Origin of the sequence: Humibacillus xanthopallidus (assembly GCF_006716675.1) — a bacterium.
In the GTDB taxonomy this organism is placed as follows: Bacteria; Actinomycetota; Actinomycetes; order Actinomycetales; family Dermatophilaceae; genus Humibacillus; species Humibacillus xanthopallidus_B.
Genome location: NZ_VFPM01000003.1, coordinates 864952 through 882731, shown reverse-complemented (window position 1 = coordinate 882731; position 17780 = coordinate 864952). Strand labels below are relative to the sequence as shown.

Genomic DNA, 17780 nt, shown 5'->3' with positions numbered 1-17780 from the left:
AGAGCCTCCGCTCGGCGTATGCCGCCAGCAGCTCGGTCGCGCACAGGGCGGCTGGGCGGCTCGGGGTCGTCACGAGGGGCCTCCTTCCACAGCGTGCCGACGGCAGGCTGTCCTCACGATAACCGTGTGGATATCTTCGACCGACTGTCACCGGCTCCCGGCATGCTCAAGGACATGAGCTTCGAGGACCTGCCCGCCGACTGGGCCCAGCGACCGATCACCGACCCCGACGTCTTCGAGGGCGTCATCGACCTCATCGTCACCGACCAGGCCCGGTGCGAGGGGTCGACATACGTCCTGCTGTGCCACGAGGGGGGCCGGCTCATGCAGCCGATCTGCCTGCCCGACGAGCCGCACACGGTCGACGTGGTGCGCGTGCAGAGCGGCCTGACGCGCCTGTTCACCGAGGCTGCCGGTGAGGGGGTGCACGACGTCGTCATGGCCATCGCGCGGCCTGGGCGTCCGGAGCCCACGCCGCGTGACCGCGACCTGCGGGCCGCCTTCGAGGGCGCGTGCAGCGTTGCTGGGGTGCGGCTGCTCGGGGTGGCCATCGCGGCTCCCACCGGCGTGACGGCCTTCCCGGCCGATGGTTCGGTCGCAGCCTGAGGCTGGCAAGGGCTGAACGTGTCACCGGGTGGCTCCCGTCTGTCCCACCCCGCGCTACCCCCGCCGCTGGAGCGGCGGGGGTAGCGTCGCTGGATCTGGCGCCGGTCGGCGTCGATGAGGACACGGGAGGCACTCATGGTCGCGAAACGGGATGACGTGGCGGACTCGGGAATGGGCTCGAACCCGGACGCCGGCAACGGCGAGGGCTTGACGGAGGGCTTCGGCGGCGAGGCGACGCGTGTGGTGCCCGACGATGCCCCGTCGTCCCGGTGGGACCGGAACGCCCAGGACGAGGACGCCCTCGTCGCCGACGGGCCGGAGGAGTCCTAGCCGCGCGGAGGCTGCGTGCTCGTCAACGGCTGACGAGCACGCCCTTGGCTTCTCGCACCGTGACCGTTGTCGCTGGCCCGGGCACGGTCACGGTCGACGGGATCTCGTCCCAGGCCGCCCCGTCGAGGCTGAAGTCGGCGCCGAACGTCGTGTCGACGCGGACCGGGAACTCGCCCTTGGCCCGGTAGACGTGCTTGACGTCGCCGTCGGGATAGACGCCCCCGGTCGAGGGGGTGGGTCCATAGCTCGTGCCGTCGCCGAAGACGTAGGTGAAGCCGATGAGCTTCGGTCGGATGCGGACCGGGATGCCCCGGAGAACGGACCGGTCGACCTCTCCGGGCGCAAAGCCGGCGGGAGCCCAGCTCACCTTGTAGAACGTCGTGAGGTTGACGAGAGTCGTGTTGCCCGCCGGCTGGCTCGAGATCTGCGGCTTCGCCCACGGCGTGCGCATGAACTGGGCCTTGATGTCAGCCATCGACAACGTCGGCCGCGCCCCCGGAGCCACATCAGCCGCACAGGTCAGACCACGGATGCTCCACGGTTCCGTGACCGCGTCTCCCTCCAACGTCCTGCGCCAGATGCGCAGAAGCGGGCCCACTTCACCTTCCGGGCAGTCTCTCAACGCATGCGCGCACGACACCTGCTCCGTCGGTGTGTCCGGACGGGCCGGTGCGCAGTCATTCAGAGACCGGTACTCATACCTCGGCGCGTCTGGCGACCTTTCGTCAACGAGCGCACCCCCGGAGTCCGCCGGGAATTTCTCTAAGGCGAGCACTTCGCTACGACTGAGCAGGCCGGCAGTGACCACCACCTGGTCCGTCTCACAGACGTCAAGTTGCGTGCAGCCTCCGCTGGCCCGCGCGACCGGGACCCCAAGACTCAACACAGCGAGGCTCATGCCAATGGCAGGTGTCCATCGCCGACGCAATGTCACGATGTTGCTTTCTGAAGGCGGGCGACGATCCAACGCTTGTCGAACGTCAATGTGGCGACGAAGGACAAGCTTGCTGCCCGGGTCTTGTCAACGGTCTTGCCTGCGGAGTTGACGATCGGCACACTCAATTGATCAAGACTTACCAGTACTTTTCGTGAGGACGGGGTGAATTCGCTCGCAGTCGCATAGTTGATCTGCGCCAGATCGCCTCCGTAATGGTTTCCGGCCGCGCGCACTTCCGACACGCCCTCGGCCAGAGAGTTGCACATCGCGCAGGAAGGACTTGAGAGCCCTTTCAACACCGATGGATCTGCCTTGCGGAACGCTTCATTGAGCGTGTCGAAGTAGAACTTGGAGAAGGCAGCGGCGCCCTCGATCGTCTCGGGGCGGGCGGCGGCGGGGATCTTGGCGATGACCGGATCCACCGACGGGGTGGGCGTCGCTGTCGTCGGTGTCGTCGTGGCGCTGGTCGACGTCGTCGTGAGCGCCGCGCTCGTGGGCGGGCTTTGAGCCGACCCGGACGTGCACCCGGCGGCCACGAGCAGCGCTACGACGCTGGCGACATACGGGAGGACTCGTCGTGCTCGCCCCTTCGGGACGAAACCACGGTCGGCGGAGGTCATCGGCATCCCCTCGTGCAGATCTCTGAGCCGTTCGGCATGACTCGGTGTCGGTGCTGGCCTGCGTGTTGGTGCTTCGGTGATGGTGCGTCCCGATTCGTTCCGCACGGTCTCATGATCTTGACGCAGTCGCACCCCGAGCCTCCGCCGCTGTCCACAGGCTCAGACCCGCCCCGGAACCCGTCCACAGCCACGCAGCGCCCCAACGCCCGAGTTCGGAGCATGGACGACTGGCAGGTAACCTTTGGGCCGGTCCTGCGCGGCCTCCACACGCGCAGCAACTGAGAACGCCCGAGACAGTGGCGTGTGCAAGGGAGCCCCATGACCCGCAGCGACAGCGTCGACGTCAAGCGTTGGCGTGCGAAGTATGCGCTCATCGAGCGTGCAGCAGAGTCGGACAAGGACGCCCAGGCCCTCTTCGCTGAGCTCGACTCCGAGCGCGCCGCCCGCAACGGCGAGCTGCGCGAGATCCTCGCCGACCTCGTCGCGAGCAGCGACCTGCTCGCCTTCAAGGAGGCGATGAACCACTGGGCGCGCAAGGACGGGCCCTATGTCGGCTTCGGCACCATCGGCAGCCCCTGGCTCGCGGCCCTCGTGCGGCGGGCGGAGGAGGAGTACGCCGAGGTCGTCGACCTGCTCAAGGCGACTCTCCAGACCCCGGCGTCGCCCCAGGACGCCGCCGACAAGCTCCAGTCGGTCGACGCCTTCCTCGCCCGGGGCGGCTCGCGCGGCCAGCGTGCCCCGGCACCCGGCCACACGGCATACGTGCTCTCCCTCTTCTGGTCGACCGACGATGCCGGCCACTGGCCGCTGATGTGGGAGAACGCCCCCCACATGCTCCAGCGGCTCGGCTGGCTCGAGCGCGGTCTCAGCCACGCCGAGCGCTACGTCGCCTTCGCCGACCTCTGCCACGCCCTGCGCCCCGACGACCCGCGGTATGCCGCCAGGATCCTCTGGCACTTCAAGGAGACCGAGGGTTTCGTCGGGATCGCCCCCAAGGTGCTCGACGTCTGTGTCGAGGCGGCCGAGCTCGCGTCGGAGTTCCGCCCTTCCTCCGGCTACGCGAAGCCGGCGCAGGAGGAGCGCGCCGCCGACCTCGCCCGTCAGCTGCGCGGCGAGGCCGACCACATCAGCGACAGCCTCATCGAGCGCCTCTCGACCGAGACCGGCCTGTACCTCGAGGCCCCCACTCTCGCGCTGCAGCAGCACGCGGGCGAGGAGAGCGCCTACCGCTCCGACCTGTATGCCGCGTGGATCCTCGTCGGCGGCGCGGGCGCTCCCGGCTTCCGGCTCTGGGTGACGCCCTCGGGGGTGGCGTTCGGGCTGCACGGTGGCTGGGAGGGTGAGAGCGAGCAGCAGCACCGCGAGGTGGGTGCCCTCGTGCAGGAGCACCTGCCGCGGGGACTGACCTTCTTCCGCGTCCACGAGGACGGCCGCGCCGACCGGCTCGAGCCGGCGGGGCGCGAGTACCCCAGTGGCGAGACCTTCGTCGGTCGCTGGTGGAAGGACGAGGAGGCCCTCGGCAGAGCTGATTTCGCCGACGACATCATCTCCACGGCACGCGCGCTGACGCCCCTGCTGCGCTTCATGAGCTCGAGCCAGCGCGGTGACGACCCCTCGCTCGAGCTCGCCTCGATGGTCGATCTTGGTGCCGAGGTCGAGATCTTCCGCACCGAGCGGCCCTATCCGACCGAGCGCGACGCCTGGCACCAGGAGCAGCGCCGGGTCTTCGCCGCGTGCCTCTCGCGCGAGGGTCTCGAGGACTTCGACCTGCCGACCTTCAAGCGCATCGTCTCGACCCGAGGCTACGGCGACATCGGCGCCCAGTCCGTGCTCATCAGCTCCATCAACGCGCTCGACGCCAGCGGCATCGAGCAGCTGCGCAACACGGTGCGCGAGCTGCTCTGGGGTGAGGGGCGCGACGAGGAGCGCATCAACCGCGTTCTGTCGACCGACGACGTGCCGGTGCAGGGCTTCGGTGAGACGGTCGTGCTCAAGCTCTTCGCGATCGCCCACCCCGAGCACTGGCTGCCGCTCTTCTCGCTCGGCGGCGACTCCGGCAAGGTGGCGATGCTGGCGCGCCTCGGCGGCCCGGCCCGCTGGACGGAGGGCAAGTCGCGCGGCCGCATGCACGTCGAGACGAACGCCCTGCTGCGCCAGACCCTCGACCCGCTGCTGCCCGACGACCCCTGGGGCCAGGGGCAGCTCGCCCACTGGCTCATGCGGCGCTCCGACAAGGCGCTCACGCCCGACAAGGACGCCCTCGGCGACGCTGCGGCCGACCTGCTCATCGAGGAGTCCTTCCTCCGCGAGATCAAGGGCTTGCTCGAGGAGAAGAAGCAGGTCATCTTCTACGGGCCCCCCGGCACCGGAAAGACCTACCTGGCACAGAGGTTCGCCTCGGCCCTCCAACCGGACCCGGCGAAGCGCGACATCGTCCAGTTCCACCCGAGCAGCAGCTACGAGGACTTCTTCGAGGGCTTCCGCCCGCAGATCGACCACCAGGGCCAGATGGTCTACGAGCTGCGCAAGGGTCCCCTCGCGCTGCTGGCCGAGGCGGCCGAGGCCGACCCCCTGACGCCGCACATCATGATCATCGACGAGATCAACCGCGCGAACCTCCCGCGGGTCTTCGGTGAGCTGCTCTTCCTGCTCGAGTACCGGTCGCACTCGGTGAAGACGTCCTACCGCCCCGACGAGGGCTTCGAGCTGCCCCCGAACCTCTACTTCATCGGCACGATGAACACGGCCGACCGCTCGATCGCGCTCGTCGATGCGGCGCTGCGCCGACGGTTCGACTTCGTGCCCTTCATGCCCCACGACGGGCCGATGCAGGGCCTGCTGCGCCGGTGGCTCGAGGCGCACGACGGACCGGTGTGGGTCGCCGACCTCGTCGACCGGGTGAACGAGGACCTGAGGCGCGCGCTGCGCGGTCCGCACCTGCAGATCGGGCACTCGTATTTCATGCGCCCCGGACTCGACGACGACGAGGCGACGTTGCGCCGCATCTGGGACTACAACGTCTACCCGTTCATCGAGGACCAGCTCTACGGGCGGGAGCATGAGCTCGCCCAGTTCCGTTGGGAGAACGTGCGATCCCGTTACGGCCAGATCGACCTTGCTCGCCCGTAGGCGTCACACAGGAGGCGTCACGCAGGAGGCCTCACGCCGTAAGGGTGGCACCGAAGGGGGGCGGCCTGCCGGCCCACCCGTCCTGGGCGTCTGGTCGACTGGGCGGTGGGCGAAGCCCCTCCCCGTCAGTCGGGACAGGGCGGGCAGTTCGGCGGCGTGTCGACCACATTCACCCGCGTGGTGATCGCCGGGTGGTTGTCCGGGTCGGGAGGCGTCGGGTTGTGCCCCCACGTGATGGTGATGTCGGCCGAGAACCCTTGCTGGGCACTGTTACCCGACGAGGCGACGAACTCCGTCGAGACGCTGCCATTGGCCGGCACGGTGATGGGCACCGGTGGCACGGAGAACTGGAACGACAGCGCCGAGCCGCTGAGGTTGGCGATGCTGACCGTGTAGACGTAGATCGTCTTCGAGGTCGGGTTCGCGATCTGGAAGTAGAGCGAGTAGCCCTTCGGGCGCGTGCTGCAGCTGTTGCCCGGGTACTTGCAGGCCGAGATGAAGGTCGGCACCGGTGCGGCGCCCGAGGCTGCCAGGGCCGGCGCCGCCGAGGCGACGGCGACCGCCGGCACGGACCAGGCGATGCCCTTGGCGACCGACCGGCGGGACACGCCCGAAGGTGGGCGTGACGGATCGTCATTCATGGTGTTGCCCCCGAGAAGTAGTCATCAGCACCAGGTGGTGCCACGCGCCACTCTAGTTGACAGGGGTTGCGCCCCGGGCCGGGCTATGCTCGACCCCGTCCCTCCACCCCTGCCGGATCGCCGTCGATGCCACCTGCCACGAGCACCACGCCCCCGTCCACCATCGAGCTTCCCGCCATCCCCGAGCACGGCCGCTCGGGGCCCGTGCGTCTTCCTCGTGACACCCGTGCCGCGCTCGTCGCGGCGGCGGGAGAGCGCCTCGTCATCCACGCCACCGCCGACCCCGACGTCGTCACGATCGGCGCGACGAGCTGGGTCGGCGCACTTGCCGTGCCCGGCCTCGTGGTGCGGGTCATGCCGCGCGTCTCGGTCACCAACTTCTTCGCGATGCTCGGTGCCGGCGTGTCCCCCGAGGCCTTCGAGCACGAGCACGTCACGTGGAGCGACACCGACGAGCTCATCGACGGGGTGGCCTACTTCGCGATCCGGCTCATCGACAGCGCCACGATGCGCGGGCTCGTCCACGGCTATGTCGCCCGCGACGAGCGGATGCGCACGATCCGAGGCCGGCTCATCGTCGAGGAGTTCGCTCGCCGTCCGTGGGCGGCTGCCGAGCCCCAGTGCCGCTACGACGAGTTCACGGCTGACATCGTCGAGAACCAGCTCTTCCGCTGCACCCTCCAGGCCATGCTCTCGTGGCCGCAGCTCGCGCCCCAGGTGCGCCGCGAGGCGCTTCGCGTCATGGGCCGGTTCGAGGGCGTCTCCGACACCCCGGCCACGAAGCACACGACCCCGGTCGCCGTGACGCGTCTCAACGAGCACTACGAGGACGCGATGCGGCTCTCGAGGCTTGTCCTGCAGGCGATGTCGCTCAGCCACGAGGCCGGTGACCAGCAGGCCAACAGCCTCATGGTCGACATGGACGACCTCTTCCGGCGCTGGATCGTCCAGGAGCTCGACCTGCGTCTCGCCCCGGACCTGCGCATCGACGGTGACGAGGACGTGTGGCTCGACGAGGGTCGCGCGGTCACGATGGCTCCCGACCTCGTCGTGCGGCGGGGGAGCGAAGTCGTGCTCGTCGGTGACGCGAAGTACTCCGTCGGTGCCGACGGATACCTCGCGTCCCGCGACTACCTCGAGCTCATCGCCTACACGACGGCGATGGGCCAGTCGACCGGACTGCTCGTGCACTGCAACAGCGACCGGTCGCCGGAGTCCGAGATCGTCATCCGCAACGCGGGCACGCGCATCCTGTGCCGTCCGATCCGTCTCGACGGGTCGTATGCCGCCGTGTGCCGTTCGCTCGACGGGCTGGCCGATCTCGTGCGTGAACTCGCCGACACGCCAACGGAATTCGAGGTTCCCGTCCTCGTCCGGGCTCGTCGCTGAACGCCGGCCGCCTGCTGGCGCATGAATACCTACGTGGCTCAACGGGTTTGATCCGTGACAGCGAGTGACCTCCGGTTCTACATTGGTGAGTACCGACAGGGATCTGCCGGAACGCCTTCGAGTTCTGGAGTTGATCGCATGAGCACGACCCATCGAGACGTCGCCGAACCCGTCGGCAGCTCTGCTGCCGACGGTGTCATCTACCAGGAGGACGTCGTCCGCTCCGTGTGGGCGCGCAGGCTCCTCGCGGGCCTCCGGCTCGTCCTCGGCTTCACCTTCTTCTGGCCCTTCCTCGACAAGCTCTTCGGCCTCGGCTACGCCACGCCGAGTGCGCGCGCCTGGGTCAACGGCGGCACCCCCGCCCAGGGCTTCATGAAGAACGCCGAGGGTCCGTTCGCCGGCCTCTTCAAGAGCATTGCCGGCCCTTGGGCCGACTGGCTCTTCATGCTGGGGCTGCTCGGGATCGGTGTGGCGCTGCTCGCCGGTGCGGGCCTCAAGCTCGCAGCCTGGACGGGAGCGCTGCTGCTGCTCATGATGTACCTCGCCGAGTTCCCGCTCGGTCAGGAGGGCATGACCAACCCGCTCGTCGACAGCCACTGGATCGAGGCGCTCGGCATCGCCGTGTGCGCCGCGACCTACTCCGGCGACACCTGGGGTCTCGGCAGGTGGTGGGGCCGCATCGTCGGCAACGGCATCCTGCGCTGAGGTCCGAGCTCACCGCACATCACACAGACCGCACATCCCCGGGCTCCGACAGCCCGGGGATGTGCCATGTTGGCGCCGCCAGCAGCCAGCTGCGCCGCGTGGCCGGGTGAATGACTGCCAGATCACACCCGGACGGGTCGCGCCCCTCACCCACCCACTACTACGCTGTGTAGTACCGACAGAGTAGCTGCCGGAACCACCCGAGTTCTGGAGTTGATCACCATGACCACCCACGACAACCGCCCAGGCACCACCGCCAGCGCCGACCTGCACGACCCCGCCAAGGGCGTCGTCACCTTCCAGGAGGAGGTCGTCCGCTCGAGCATCGCCCGCAAGTTCCTCGCCGGCCTGCGCATCGTGCTGGGCTTCACCTTCTTCTGGGCCTTCATCGACAAGATGTTCGGCCTCGGCTACGCCACCCCGTCCGCCCGCGCCTGGATCAACGGCGGCACCCCCGCCCAGGGCTTCATGAAGAACGCCGAAGGCCCCTTCGGCTCCTTCTTCAACAACATCGCCGGCACCTGGGCCGACTGGCTCTTCATGGCCGGCCTCCTCGGCATCGGCGTGGCCCTGCTCGCCGGCGCCGGCCTGAAGATCGCCGCCTGGACCGGCGGCCTGCTGCTGGCCCTGATGTACCTGGCCGAGTTCCCCCTCGGCGCCGAGGGCATGACCAACCCGCTCACCGACAGCCACTGGATCGAGGCCCTCGGCATCGCCGTCGTGGCCACGACCCTCGCCGGAGACACCTGGGGTCTCGGCAAGTGGTGGGGCCGCCATGTCGGTAACGGCTTCCTGAGGTGAGCGGGCCGGTGGCCGGGCCGTCCCTGACCCGGTCGCCTCGCGGGGAAGAGCACCCCGCAAGCGAGGCGGTCCTCTGGACCGCCTCGCTCCCTGCATGCCAGGAGCGAGTCCTCGTCAGCTCTCGGGGGTGAAGGCGCAGAACTCGTTGCCGGCAGGGTCGACCATCACGGTCCAGCCGATGCCGTCGTCGCCCTTCTCGCGCAACGGCATCGCGCCCTCTGACACGAGCGCGCCGAGGTCGTCGGTGACGACGTCGATGTGGATGCGGTTCTTGGCTGTCTTGTCCTCGGGCACCGGCTGGAAGACGATCGACTCGAAGGGCGCGCCGTCGATGTCCTCGACGCTGCTCCATCCCTCCTCACGCACGACTCTCCCGCCGAGGACCGCCGCCCACCACTGCGCGACGCGGTGGGCTTCCGCGACATCGCCCGTGACGTCCCACACGAGCTCGTAGAAGGGGTCGTCGACAGGGGCATCGCGCACGAAGACGCAGAACTCCTGGCCGTCGGGGTCTCCCAGCACGGTCCAGCGGGGCTGCTCGTCGACCACGTGCGCTCCCGCCGCCAAGGCCGCATCGAGCGACTCGGCGCGCACATCGAGGTGGAGGCGGTTCTTGACGGTCTTGGGCTCGCTCACCTCGTTGATCCACACGAGCACGTCGCCCCCGCGACGCAAGCTGGCGTCGCCGTCGTCGTGCAGGTGGGCGTCGAGCCCGAGCACCCCCGACCAGAAGCCGGCGAGCGCGTGGGCGTCGGAGGCGTCGATGCACAGGTCCTTGTACGTCGCGAGGGGCATGGCCCGACGGTAGCGCGGTCGTGCCGCGGTCGTGCCGCGGTCACTGTCGGAGCCGGACGGCATACTCGCTGGCATGCAGCGCATCGACGGCCACCTCGTGCTCAGTCCGACCGACCTGACCAAGCACGTGGCCTGCGCGCACATCACGACGCTCGACCTCGAGGCCCTCGACGCCGGGCACGCCCGGGCCACGGGCGTCGACGACTCGCTCAACCTCGTCTTCACCAAGGGGCTGGCGCACGAGCGCGACTACCTCGTTCGGCTGCGCTCCGAGGGCCGTCACGTCGAGGACATCGCGGCGCTCGGGCTCAAGGGTGGCGCTGCCGAGGCTGCGACGGTTGACGCGATGCGCCGCGGCGTCGACGTGGTCTACCAAGCGACCTTCTACGACGGTCACTGGGTCGGGCTCGCCGACTTCCTCCTGCGCGTCGACCTCCCCGCGGGCGAGCGCAGCCTCTTCGGCCCCTGGCGCTACGACATCGCCGACACCAAGCTCGCGCGCCGCCTCAAGGTCCCCGCCCTTCTCCAGATGGCCACGTATGCCGCCCGCCTCGAGACGCTCCAAGGCGTGCCGCCGCAGTGGCTGACCGTCGTCACGGGAGACCAGGAGCAGCACCCGTGGCGACTCGTCGACGTCGCGCCCTACGCGAGGCGGCGTCGGGCCGATCTGCTCGACGCGATCGCGAGTCCGCGCGCGACGGAGTCGGCGCGGGTCCAGCACTGTGGCCAGTGCCGATGGAAGGAGCGCTGCGCGCAGGAGTGGCTCGACCGTGACGACCTCATCCAGGTGGCCGGCATGCGACCGGACCACCGGGCGGCGCTCATCGACCTCGGTATCCCGACCCTGCGCGCGCTGGCTGAGTCCGATGACGACCAGCTCGCCGGCGCGCTGTCGGTGGCCACGCGCCGCCGGCTGCTCCAGCAGGCCCGACTCCAGCTCGCCGAGCGCGAGACCGGTGCTCCCCGGTTCGAGCTGCTGGAGCCGTTCTCGATCATCCATCAGCACGATGGGACGGAGCGACGCGTTCCACGAGGACTGGCCCTGCTGCCCGAGCCGCACGAGGGCGACGTCTACCTCGACTTCGAGGGCGACCCGTGGGCCGAGGGTGGTGCTGGCCGCGAGTACCTCGCCGGCATCTGGACCCGGCAGGGCGAGTTCGTCGAGTTCTGGGCCCACGACTTCGCGCAGGAGGGGCGCCTGACGACAGAACTTCTCGACTGGCTCACCGAGCGCTGGACCCGCTTCCCCGGCATGCACGTCTACCACTACGCGCCCTACGAGACGACGGCGCTCAAGCGCCTCGTCGGGCAGCACGCCACGCGAGAGGCGGAGCTCGACCAGCTCCTGCGCCACGAGGTGTTCATCGACCTCTACGCCGTCGTGCGCCAGGGCGTGCGCATCAGCAAGGGCTCCTACTCGATCAAGAAGCTCGAGGAGTTCTACTGGGGCCACGCGAGATCGAGCGACGGCGAGGGCGTGGCCGACGGTCTCTCGTCGGTGGTCGAGTACGAACGCTGGCTCGCCGGCCGCGACGACGGTGATCCCGACCAGTCGATCCTCGACGACATCCGTCGCTACAACGAGGAGGACGTCCGCTCGACCCTTGCGTTGCACGAGTGGCTCGAGAGCCGTCGCGCCGATCTCGAGGCCGCCGGCCACGTGCTGTCACGGCCGACACCGCAGGAGCCCAAGGAGATCGGCGAGGCGGAGCGAGCCGAGATCGAGCTCGCCGAGCGGCTCGTCGACAGCGGCCACGAGCTGCTCGCCGGTCTCGTCGGTTGGCACCGGCGCGAGAAGCGACCCGAGTGGTGGGACTACTTCCGCTACCGGGAGCTCGAGACCGGTGAGCTCGTCGAGGACCCGATCGCCATCGGTGGCCTCACGGGCGTGGAGCTCGTCGAGAAGGTGAAGCGCTCCAACGTCTGGCGGTACACCTTCCCTCCCCAGGACTGCCGACCGTCGCTCGGCCAGTACATCTCCGACGTCGACACGCACGAGACCGTCGGCAAGGCCCTCGACGTCGACGCGGAGGCCGGCTGGATCACCGTCTCGATGGGCGCAGCCAAGGAGCCGCCCATGCCCCGCGGCCTCGGCAAGCCGGGCCCGATCATGGACCAGGTCCTGCGCGAGAGCATCGCGCGCACCGGGCAGCTTGGTCTCTCCGGCGGCAGCTCCATGGCGACGCGGCTCGTCGACCGGGTCGTCCCGTCGGCGGCGGAGCTCCGGGCCCGCCCCGGTGAGACGCCGAAGGACGTCGTGGTGAGGGTGGGGCGCCACCTCGACGGAGAGGTGCTCGCCGTCCAGGGGCCTCCGGGCACCGGCAAGACGTTCGCCGGGTCGGCACTGATCCGCGAGCTGCTCGACGAGGGCCTGCGCGTCGGGGTGACCGCCCAGTCGCACGCCGTCGTGCTCAACCTGCTCGACGAGGTGGCCCGGCCGGCCTGGCACAAGGACGGCACCAACGTCGAGGACGGCGGCGACGAGCCGGACGACCCCAACGCCCTCATCCGCCACACGAGCGACAACGCCGCTGTCGCAGAAGCGCTCGCCTCCGGGGCAGCCACGCTCGTGGGAGGCACGGCCTGGCTCTGGTCGCGTGAGGACATGGTCGACTCCGTCGACGTCCTCGTCATCGACGAGGCGGGGCAGTTCTCGCTCGCTAACGCCGTCGCCGTGGCACCGGCCGCGAGATCCCTTGTCCTGCTGGGCGATCCGCAGCAGCTGACGCAGCCCACCAAGGCAGTCCACCCCTACGGCTCCGGCGTCTCGGCCCTCGACCACCTGCGCGTCACGGTAGAGAACGGGCACGAGGTCGTCCACGACGTCATCCCCGCCGACCGTGGTGTCTTCCTCGACTCCACCTACCGCATGCACCCGAGCCTCACCGTCTTCGTCTCGGAGCTCGCCTACGAGGGCCGCCTCGAGTCGGCAGCCGGTCGCGAGCACCTGTCGATCGATGCTCCGGGGTCGCTGTCGGGCGACGGGTTGCGCTGGGTCCCGGTCGAGCACACCGTGCTCTGCGACCAGTCGAGCACCGAGGAGGCCGAGGTCGTCCGCGACCTCGTCGTCGACATGCTGCAGGGGCAGTGGACCGATGCGTCTGGAGCCACGGCCCCGATGACGCTCGCAGACATCCTCGTCGTCGCCCCCTACAACGCGCACGTAGCTGCGCTGCGCGAGGCCCTTCCAATCGGTGCGCGGGTCGGCACCGTCGACAAGTTCCAGGGCCAGCAGGGAGCGGTCGTCATCTACACGATGGGCAGCACGAGCGCGGCTCTCGCGCCACGGGGCGTCGGCTTCCTCTACGACCTCCACCGCCTCAACGTCGCCGTCTCACGGGCGAAGGCGCTCGCCGTCATCGTCGGCAGCCCACTGCTGCTCGACGCCGAGGTGCACACGCCCGACGACCTCCGCGCGGTCAACGCACTGTGCCGCTACGTCGACGAGGCGAAGACGGTCCAGACGGTCTAGGGGCGGTGCGGCACCGTCTCGAGATCCTTCTCGATGACCTCGCGGTCCTCATCCGCGGCGATGGACCCGCACGCGGCGCGAGCACGGGCGACGAAGTCCTCGGCGGCGTCCCAGTCGCCCGCCACCGCGCACGCTCGAGCCGACGCCTCGTAGGCCGCGGCGAGGTCCCAGTCCGCAAGGGGGTGCGACTCGGCGATGGTGACGTAGCGGTCAGCGTGGTAGGCCGCCGCGTCGGGCTGGGCCATCACGGCATGGACCCGTGAGCAGAGCCAGTGCCCGCGGCCGAGGTTCTCCGGCTGCACGTCCGCAGCCTGGCTCCAGTGGTGCATCGAGGCGTGGGCGGCGGCGATCATCGCGTCGTCCTCCTCGGGCGTTCGATCGTCGCGGTCGAGCAGGGCCCACGTCGCGTTGTAGAGGTCGACACCCAGCCGACGGTGGTCGACCTGACTCGTCTCGGTCTCACTCATGGAGGGCACGCTAGTCCGTCGCCCGACCGACCCGCCCCACCCGCCCGGTTGGAGGTGATACCGAGACCGGGGTGGGGCCCGGAATCACCTCGAATCAGAGAGAGTGGTGCGCGGGTCGGGGACGGTCAGGCGCCGTGGGCGGCGACGTGCCAGAGCCGGCCCTCCCCGCGGATGTGGGGCATCGCCTGACGGATGGAGCGCTCGGCCAGCTCGGGAGCGACGCCCAGGTCGACGGCATACCGCAGCGCCACGGCGGGAGTGCGCTGACCGCCCTGGCGGCAGTGGACGAGCACCCGCTTGCCCTCGGCGCGGAACTGGCGCAGCGCCGACGACACGTCGTCGAGCACGAAGTCGAGGTGGGGGTTCGACTCCTCCTCGTCGTCGTCGTTGATCCAGAACTCGATGTGGTCGCGCGCGCTCATGCCATCGGCCGGGATGTCGTGCAGGCCGAGCGGGCAGAGGGAGACCACCGCGTGCACACCGAGCTCTCGCACGCGCGACAGGTCCGACATGGTGCCGAGCACGATGTCGGGGTCGATCGGGTGGGCCAGACCGAGCATCGGGATCCCGGGATCGCTCATCGAGGGCACTGACGGCCACTGTCCGTGCCGGCGGCCCCCGAGGGAGGTCGAGACGGCGAGCTCGACGAGGTCGTGCGCGCGAAGGCCTGGCCAGCCGTGGACCATGCGGCGCCACTGCGTGGGCACCGCCGACGCGCCGTAACGGGCCCCGAGCAGCGAGCCGGCGATGGCCGCGACCGTGTCGGTGTCGTGCCCGGCCCGCACGGCCGCCTGCAGGCCTCGCTGCAGGTGCATGGCCGACGCGTCACCGCGGTCGGTCGAGGTGATCGCGGCCCAGGCGGCCTGCAGGGCGGTGACGGTGTAGCCGTTGTTGGGGAACTGCCCCGGATCGGCCGCGGTCGCCTCCTCGATCCAGTCGCCCCAGCGGCCGGCATACGCGGGAGTGACGAGATCGAGCCCGGCTGCGAGATCGAGGCGCCCTTCGGTGACGGCGAGGCGGATGGCCTCGGACCAGAGCACCGACGAGTCACCGGCGAGCGGGTCTGCATGGGTGAGCTGCGCGACCGCCCGCGCCGCATCGGCCGTCGCCTGCCGGTCGTGGACGCGCGCCAGCCCGACGATAGACGTGCGCATCAGGGCGCCGTTGCCGGCCGTGCGGCCCGTGCGCTCGTGGAGCTGCTCGCTGGCCCGCGTGAGCCGTTCGTGCGGGCGCCCGGGCAGCTCGTGGGCTTCGGTGAGCACGGCCCGGGTCTGCGTGCCGATGTCGGTGGCACCCCCGGCGAGCCACGACGTGAACGCCTCCGCGATGTCGTCGAGGGCGTCCGGCGAGGTGAGATCGCCGCCCTGCGCCGCGACCTGGGCGACGCACAGTGTCATCTGCGTGTCATCGCTCCACTCGCCGGGGTCGTAGGGCCCGAGTCCGCCGCCCTTCATGACCGCCTCGCCGACGGGGGGAGCGGCCATCTCGTAGGGGACGCCGAGGGCGTCGCCACACGCCTGACCGAGCAGGACCCCGGCTGCGCGGTCGACGGTGATCGGGCGGATCGGCACTGCGGCTCCTGCGTGGTCGTTGCGGTCTGGTGGCGCGGTCGGCGCGGCTCTCGACCGTCCCGCTGCAAAATACCGCGTGCGGTCGGGCCGTCCGAGGCAGCGTCCGGCGCGCAGGTCCACGACGTAGGATTCCCGCGTGCTCCAACCGCTCACCGTGGTCGTCCTCGTGGCGACCGGCCTCCTCGCGATCCTGGCGGCCCACCACCTGCTGCGCCGCCGTCTCGTCGATGACCCCATCGTGCTCACGGGCGCGGCCATCGAGGTGGCGCTGCTCGTGCAGCTGGTCGTCGGTCTCGCCAATGCGTCGGCGATCGCCGACGGAGCGGAGCGGGCGACGTTCATCGCCTACCTCTTCACCGTCCTCGTCGTCATCCCGGTCACCGTCGTCATCGCCATCAAGGAGAAGACGCAGTGGGCCATGGCGGTGGTGCTCGGTGGCGCGGTCGTCGTCGCCATCCTCGTCGCCCGTCTCCAGCAGGTCTGGAGCCTCCATGGCTGAGCAGCCGGACACCGGGCAGTCGAACACCGGGCAGTCGAACACCGGGCAGTCGAACACCGGGCAGTCGAACACCGAGCAGCAGACCACCGAGCAACCGCCGCACACCGGGCACGGCTTCGGTCGTGTCCTCGTCGCCGTCTACGGGCTGCTGGCGCTCGCAGCGACCGGCCGCTCCATCCTGCAGATCACCGAGTACTTCGACCGGGCCCCCGTGCCCTACCTGCTCTCGGCGCTCGCCGCCGTCATCTACATCGTCGCGACGATCGGCCTCGCGCGGGGCGACCGCACCTCCGTGCGCCTCGCCACCATCGCACTCACCGTCGAGCTCGTCGGCGTGCTCGTCGTCGGCGCCATCTCGTATGCCGCCCGGTCGGCCTTCCCCGACAAGACCGTCTGGTCGCACTTCGGCCAGGGCTACGGCTACGTGCCGCTCGTGCTGCCGCTCGTCGGGCTGTGGTGGATCCACCGGACGAACCGCGCGTCCGAGGCGGCCTCACGGGAACCCGCGGCGGCGGCCGAGTCGGAGTCCTGAGCCCGCGTCGATAGGGTGGCGGCCATGACTGAGCAGACCCCGGCCCCGGGGGCCGGCGAAGCGACGGACCCGTCGGCGACGCCCGCCCGCCTCCCGTTGACGGTGCGACCCGTGACCGCCGACGAGGCCACCGAGACGCTGCTCGAGCTGGGTGGCAGCTTCCTGCAGACGCCCAACTGGGCGCGGGCCAAGCAGGGGTGGCGGCGCACGCACCTCGGGTGGTTCGACGCCGACGGACGCAGGGTCGGTGCCGGCCTCGTGCTCTCGCGCGCCATCCCTCGCCTCAAGCGGTCCTATGCCTACCTGCCGGAGGGTCCTGCCCTCCCGTGGGCGGCCGTCGCCGACGATCCTGCTGCCTGGCTCGACCCGCTCGTCGCCTGGGCGAGGAATGACGGCGCCTTCGCGCTCCGTCTCGGCTTCCCGGTGGTGTCACGGATCTGGGACCGGGAGCCGGTGAAGAAGCAGGTCGCCGAGGGCGGCCTGCTGAGCTTCACCACGATGCCGAGCGCCGTGGACAGTGCCGTGGCGAGACGCCTGGAGGTCTGGCTCGACGCCAACGAGTGGCTGTCGATCGGAGGCGACGGGGTGGCCGTCGGCCAGCCGCGCCTGCTCTGCATCGTCGATCTGCGCGGCCGGACCGTTCCCGAGCTGCTGAAGTCGATGAACCAGCAGTGGCGCCGCAACGTCAAGAAGGCCGAGAAGTCCGGTGTGGAGGTGCGCACCGCGCTCGCCGAGGGGCTCGACACCTTCTACGAGCTCTATGTCGAGTCCGCCGACCGCGACAACTTCCTGCCGCGACCGAAGGCCTACTTCGACCTCATGGCGCGCTCCTTCATGAGCGAGGGCGCCGGCAGCCCCGTCCAGGCGTGCTTCTACGAGGCCCACGTCGACGGCGACGTGCTCGCGTCGGCGCTGATGATCCGCTTCGGCCGCACGTTCTCCTACCTCTACGGCGGCTCCACCGAGCGCAACCGCGACGCCCGGGCCTCCAACGCGCTGCAGTGGCAGGCCATGCAGGACGCCGTGGCGGCGGGGTGCGACGCCTACGACTTCCGGGGGTTCAACACCTCGCTCGGCGCGACGAGCCCGCTGACCGGCCTGCTGCTCTTCAAGCTCGGTGCCGGTGCGGATGTCGTCGAGATGGTCGGGGAGCGCGAGCTCGTCATCAGCCGCTTCTGGCACTTCGCCTTCGAGAAGGCGATGGCCGCGCGGATCGCGATCAACAAGCGCCGCAAGGCATCTCGCGCCGCGGAGGATGGCGCTGACATCTGATGGCGAGGGCGCCT

At 70.1% G+C, this 17780-nt stretch carries 16 protein-coding genes; 10 read left to right on the top strand and 6 right to left on the bottom strand.

Annotation, left to right across the window (positions count from 1 at the left end):
* Nucleotides 1-126 precede the first annotated feature (126 nt).
* Nucleotides 127-606, top strand: coding sequence for a hypothetical protein (locus FBY41_RS19040; protein ID WP_141845954.1), 480 nt, complete (start codon nt 127-129; stop codon nt 604-606).
* Between the two features lie 156 nt (nt 607-762).
* Nucleotides 763-936, top strand: a complete 174-nt coding sequence (locus tag FBY41_RS23525; RefSeq protein WP_185749154.1) for a hypothetical protein — start codon at nt 763-765, stop codon at nt 934-936.
* Nucleotides 937-958: 22 nt separating this feature from the next.
* Here the strand turns inward: FBY41_RS23525 and FBY41_RS19035 are convergent, their stop codons facing one another.
* The gene (locus tag FBY41_RS19035) at nt 959-1411 is read right to left on the bottom strand and encodes a hypothetical protein (RefSeq protein ID WP_141845952.1); all 453 of its coding nucleotides are present in this window, start codon (nt 1409-1411) and stop codon (nt 959-961) included.
* Between the two features lie 455 nt (nt 1412-1866).
* Nucleotides 1867-2295 (bottom strand): DUF6318 family protein, encoded by a 429-nt coding sequence (locus FBY41_RS19030; protein ID WP_141845950.1) that lies wholly within the window; start codon nt 2293-2295, stop codon nt 1867-1869.
* A 516-nt stretch (nt 2296-2811) separates the two neighbouring features.
* On the opposite strand from FBY41_RS19030, the gene FBY41_RS23675 reads away from it, so the two are divergent.
* Nucleotides 2812-5622: an McrB family protein gene (locus tag FBY41_RS23675; RefSeq protein WP_221629347.1), complete on the top strand. Its 2811-nt coding sequence runs from the start codon at nt 2812-2814 to the stop codon at nt 5620-5622.
* A gap of 125 nt (nt 5623-5747) precedes the next feature.
* On the opposite strand, the gene FBY41_RS19020 is transcribed toward FBY41_RS23675, so the two are convergent.
* Nucleotides 5748-6230 (bottom strand): hypothetical protein, encoded by a 483-nt coding sequence (locus FBY41_RS19020; protein ID WP_141845948.1) that lies wholly within the window; start codon nt 6228-6230, stop codon nt 5748-5750.
* Nucleotides 6231-6389: 159 nt separating this feature from the next.
* On the opposite strand from FBY41_RS19020, the gene FBY41_RS19015 reads away from it, so the two are divergent.
* From FBY41_RS19015 to FBY41_RS19005, 3 genes are all read left to right on the top strand, one after another.
* Nucleotides 6390-7652: an McrC family protein gene (locus tag FBY41_RS19015; RefSeq protein ID WP_141845946.1), complete on the top strand. Its 1263-nt coding sequence runs from the start codon at nt 6390-6392 to the stop codon at nt 7650-7652.
* Nucleotides 7653-7790: 138 nt separating this feature from the next.
* A complete protein-coding gene (locus FBY41_RS19010) occupies nt 7791-8357 on the top strand; it encodes a DoxX family protein (RefSeq protein WP_221629346.1) in 567 nt (188 codons plus the stop codon).
* 222 nt (nt 8358-8579) lie between these two features.
* A complete protein-coding gene (locus FBY41_RS19005; protein ID WP_221629211.1) occupies nt 8580-9158 on the top strand; it encodes a DoxX family protein in 579 nt (192 codons plus the stop codon).
* A gap of 114 nt (nt 9159-9272) precedes the next feature.
* Here FBY41_RS19005 and FBY41_RS19000 read toward each other — a convergent pair whose 3' ends face one another.
* Nucleotides 9273-9953, bottom strand: coding sequence for a VOC family protein (locus FBY41_RS19000; RefSeq protein ID WP_141845944.1), 681 nt, complete (start codon nt 9951-9953; stop codon nt 9273-9275).
* Nucleotides 9954-10026: 73 nt separating this feature from the next.
* On the opposite strand from FBY41_RS19000, the gene FBY41_RS18995 reads away from it, so the two are divergent.
* The gene (locus FBY41_RS18995) at nt 10027-13425 is read left to right on the top strand and encodes a TM0106 family RecB-like putative nuclease (protein ID WP_141845942.1); all 3399 of its coding nucleotides are present in this window, start codon (nt 10027-10029) and stop codon (nt 13423-13425) included.
* Here FBY41_RS18995 and FBY41_RS18990 read toward each other — a convergent pair.
* On the bottom strand, nt 13422-13892 hold the full coding sequence (locus FBY41_RS18990; RefSeq protein ID WP_141845940.1) for a hypothetical protein: 471 nt from the start codon (nt 13890-13892) through the stop codon (nt 13422-13424). The two genes, FBY41_RS18995 and FBY41_RS18990, sit on opposite strands and share 4 nt — an antisense overlap.
* A 125-nt stretch (nt 13893-14017) precedes the next feature.
* Nucleotides 14018-15463 (bottom strand): ADP-ribosylglycohydrolase family protein, encoded by a 1446-nt coding sequence (locus FBY41_RS18985; protein WP_141845938.1) that lies wholly within the window; start codon nt 15461-15463, stop codon nt 14018-14020.
* A gap of 136 nt (nt 15464-15599) precedes the next feature.
* Between FBY41_RS18985 and FBY41_RS18980 the strand changes: the two genes are divergently transcribed.
* Genes FBY41_RS18980 through FBY41_RS18970 form a run of 3 tightly spaced genes read left to right on the top strand, consistent with a single transcriptional unit; the run spans nt 15600 to nt 17766 of the window.
* Nucleotides 15600-15962: a hypothetical protein gene (locus FBY41_RS18980; protein ID WP_141845936.1), complete on the top strand. Its 363-nt coding sequence runs from the start codon at nt 15600-15602 to the stop codon at nt 15960-15962.
* Complete coding sequence (locus tag FBY41_RS18975) at nt 15955-16494, top strand: hypothetical protein (RefSeq protein ID WP_185749153.1); 540 nt, start codon at nt 15955-15957, stop codon at nt 16492-16494. The genes FBY41_RS18980 and FBY41_RS18975 overlap by 8 nt, the downstream gene beginning before the upstream one ends.
* A 24-nt stretch (nt 16495-16518) precedes the next feature.
* Nucleotides 16519-17766, top strand: a complete 1248-nt coding sequence (locus tag FBY41_RS18970; protein ID WP_141845934.1) for a lipid II:glycine glycyltransferase FemX — start codon at nt 16519-16521, stop codon at nt 17764-17766.
* The last annotated feature ends 14 nt before the right edge of the window (nt 17767-17780 follow it).

Excerpts from the sequence above, each read along its gene's own strand:
- FBY41_RS19035 (WP_141845952.1), bottom strand. The coding sequence starts at position 1,411 with ATGGCTGACATCAAGGCCCAGTTCATGCGCACGCCGTGGGCGAAGCCG.
- FBY41_RS23675 (WP_221629347.1), top strand. The coding sequence starts at position 2,812 with ATGACCCGCAGCGACAGCGTCGACGTCAAGCGTTGGCGTGCGAAGTAT.
- FBY41_RS19015 (WP_141845946.1), top strand. The coding sequence starts at position 6,390 with ATGCCACCTGCCACGAGCACCACGCCCCCGTCCACCATCGAGCTTCCC.
- FBY41_RS19010 (WP_221629346.1), top strand. The coding sequence starts at position 7,791 with ATGAGCACGACCCATCGAGACGTCGCCGAACCCGTCGGCAGCTCTGCT.
- FBY41_RS19005 (WP_221629211.1), top strand. The coding sequence starts at position 8,580 with ATGACCACCCACGACAACCGCCCAGGCACCACCGCCAGCGCCGACCTG.
- FBY41_RS19000 (WP_141845944.1), bottom strand. The coding sequence starts at position 9,953 with ATGCCCCTCGCGACGTACAAGGACCTGTGCATCGACGCCTCCGACGCC.
- FBY41_RS18995 (WP_141845942.1), top strand. The coding sequence starts at position 10,027 with ATGCAGCGCATCGACGGCCACCTCGTGCTCAGTCCGACCGACCTGACC.
- FBY41_RS18990 (WP_141845940.1), bottom strand. The coding sequence starts at position 13,892 with ATGAGTGAGACCGAGACGAGTCAGGTCGACCACCGTCGGCTGGGTGTC.
- FBY41_RS18975 (WP_185749153.1), top strand. The coding sequence starts at position 15,955 with ATGGCTGAGCAGCCGGACACCGGGCAGTCGAACACCGGGCAGTCGAAC.
- FBY41_RS18970 (WP_141845934.1), top strand. The coding sequence starts at position 16,519 with ATGACTGAGCAGACCCCGGCCCCGGGGGCCGGCGAAGCGACGGACCCG.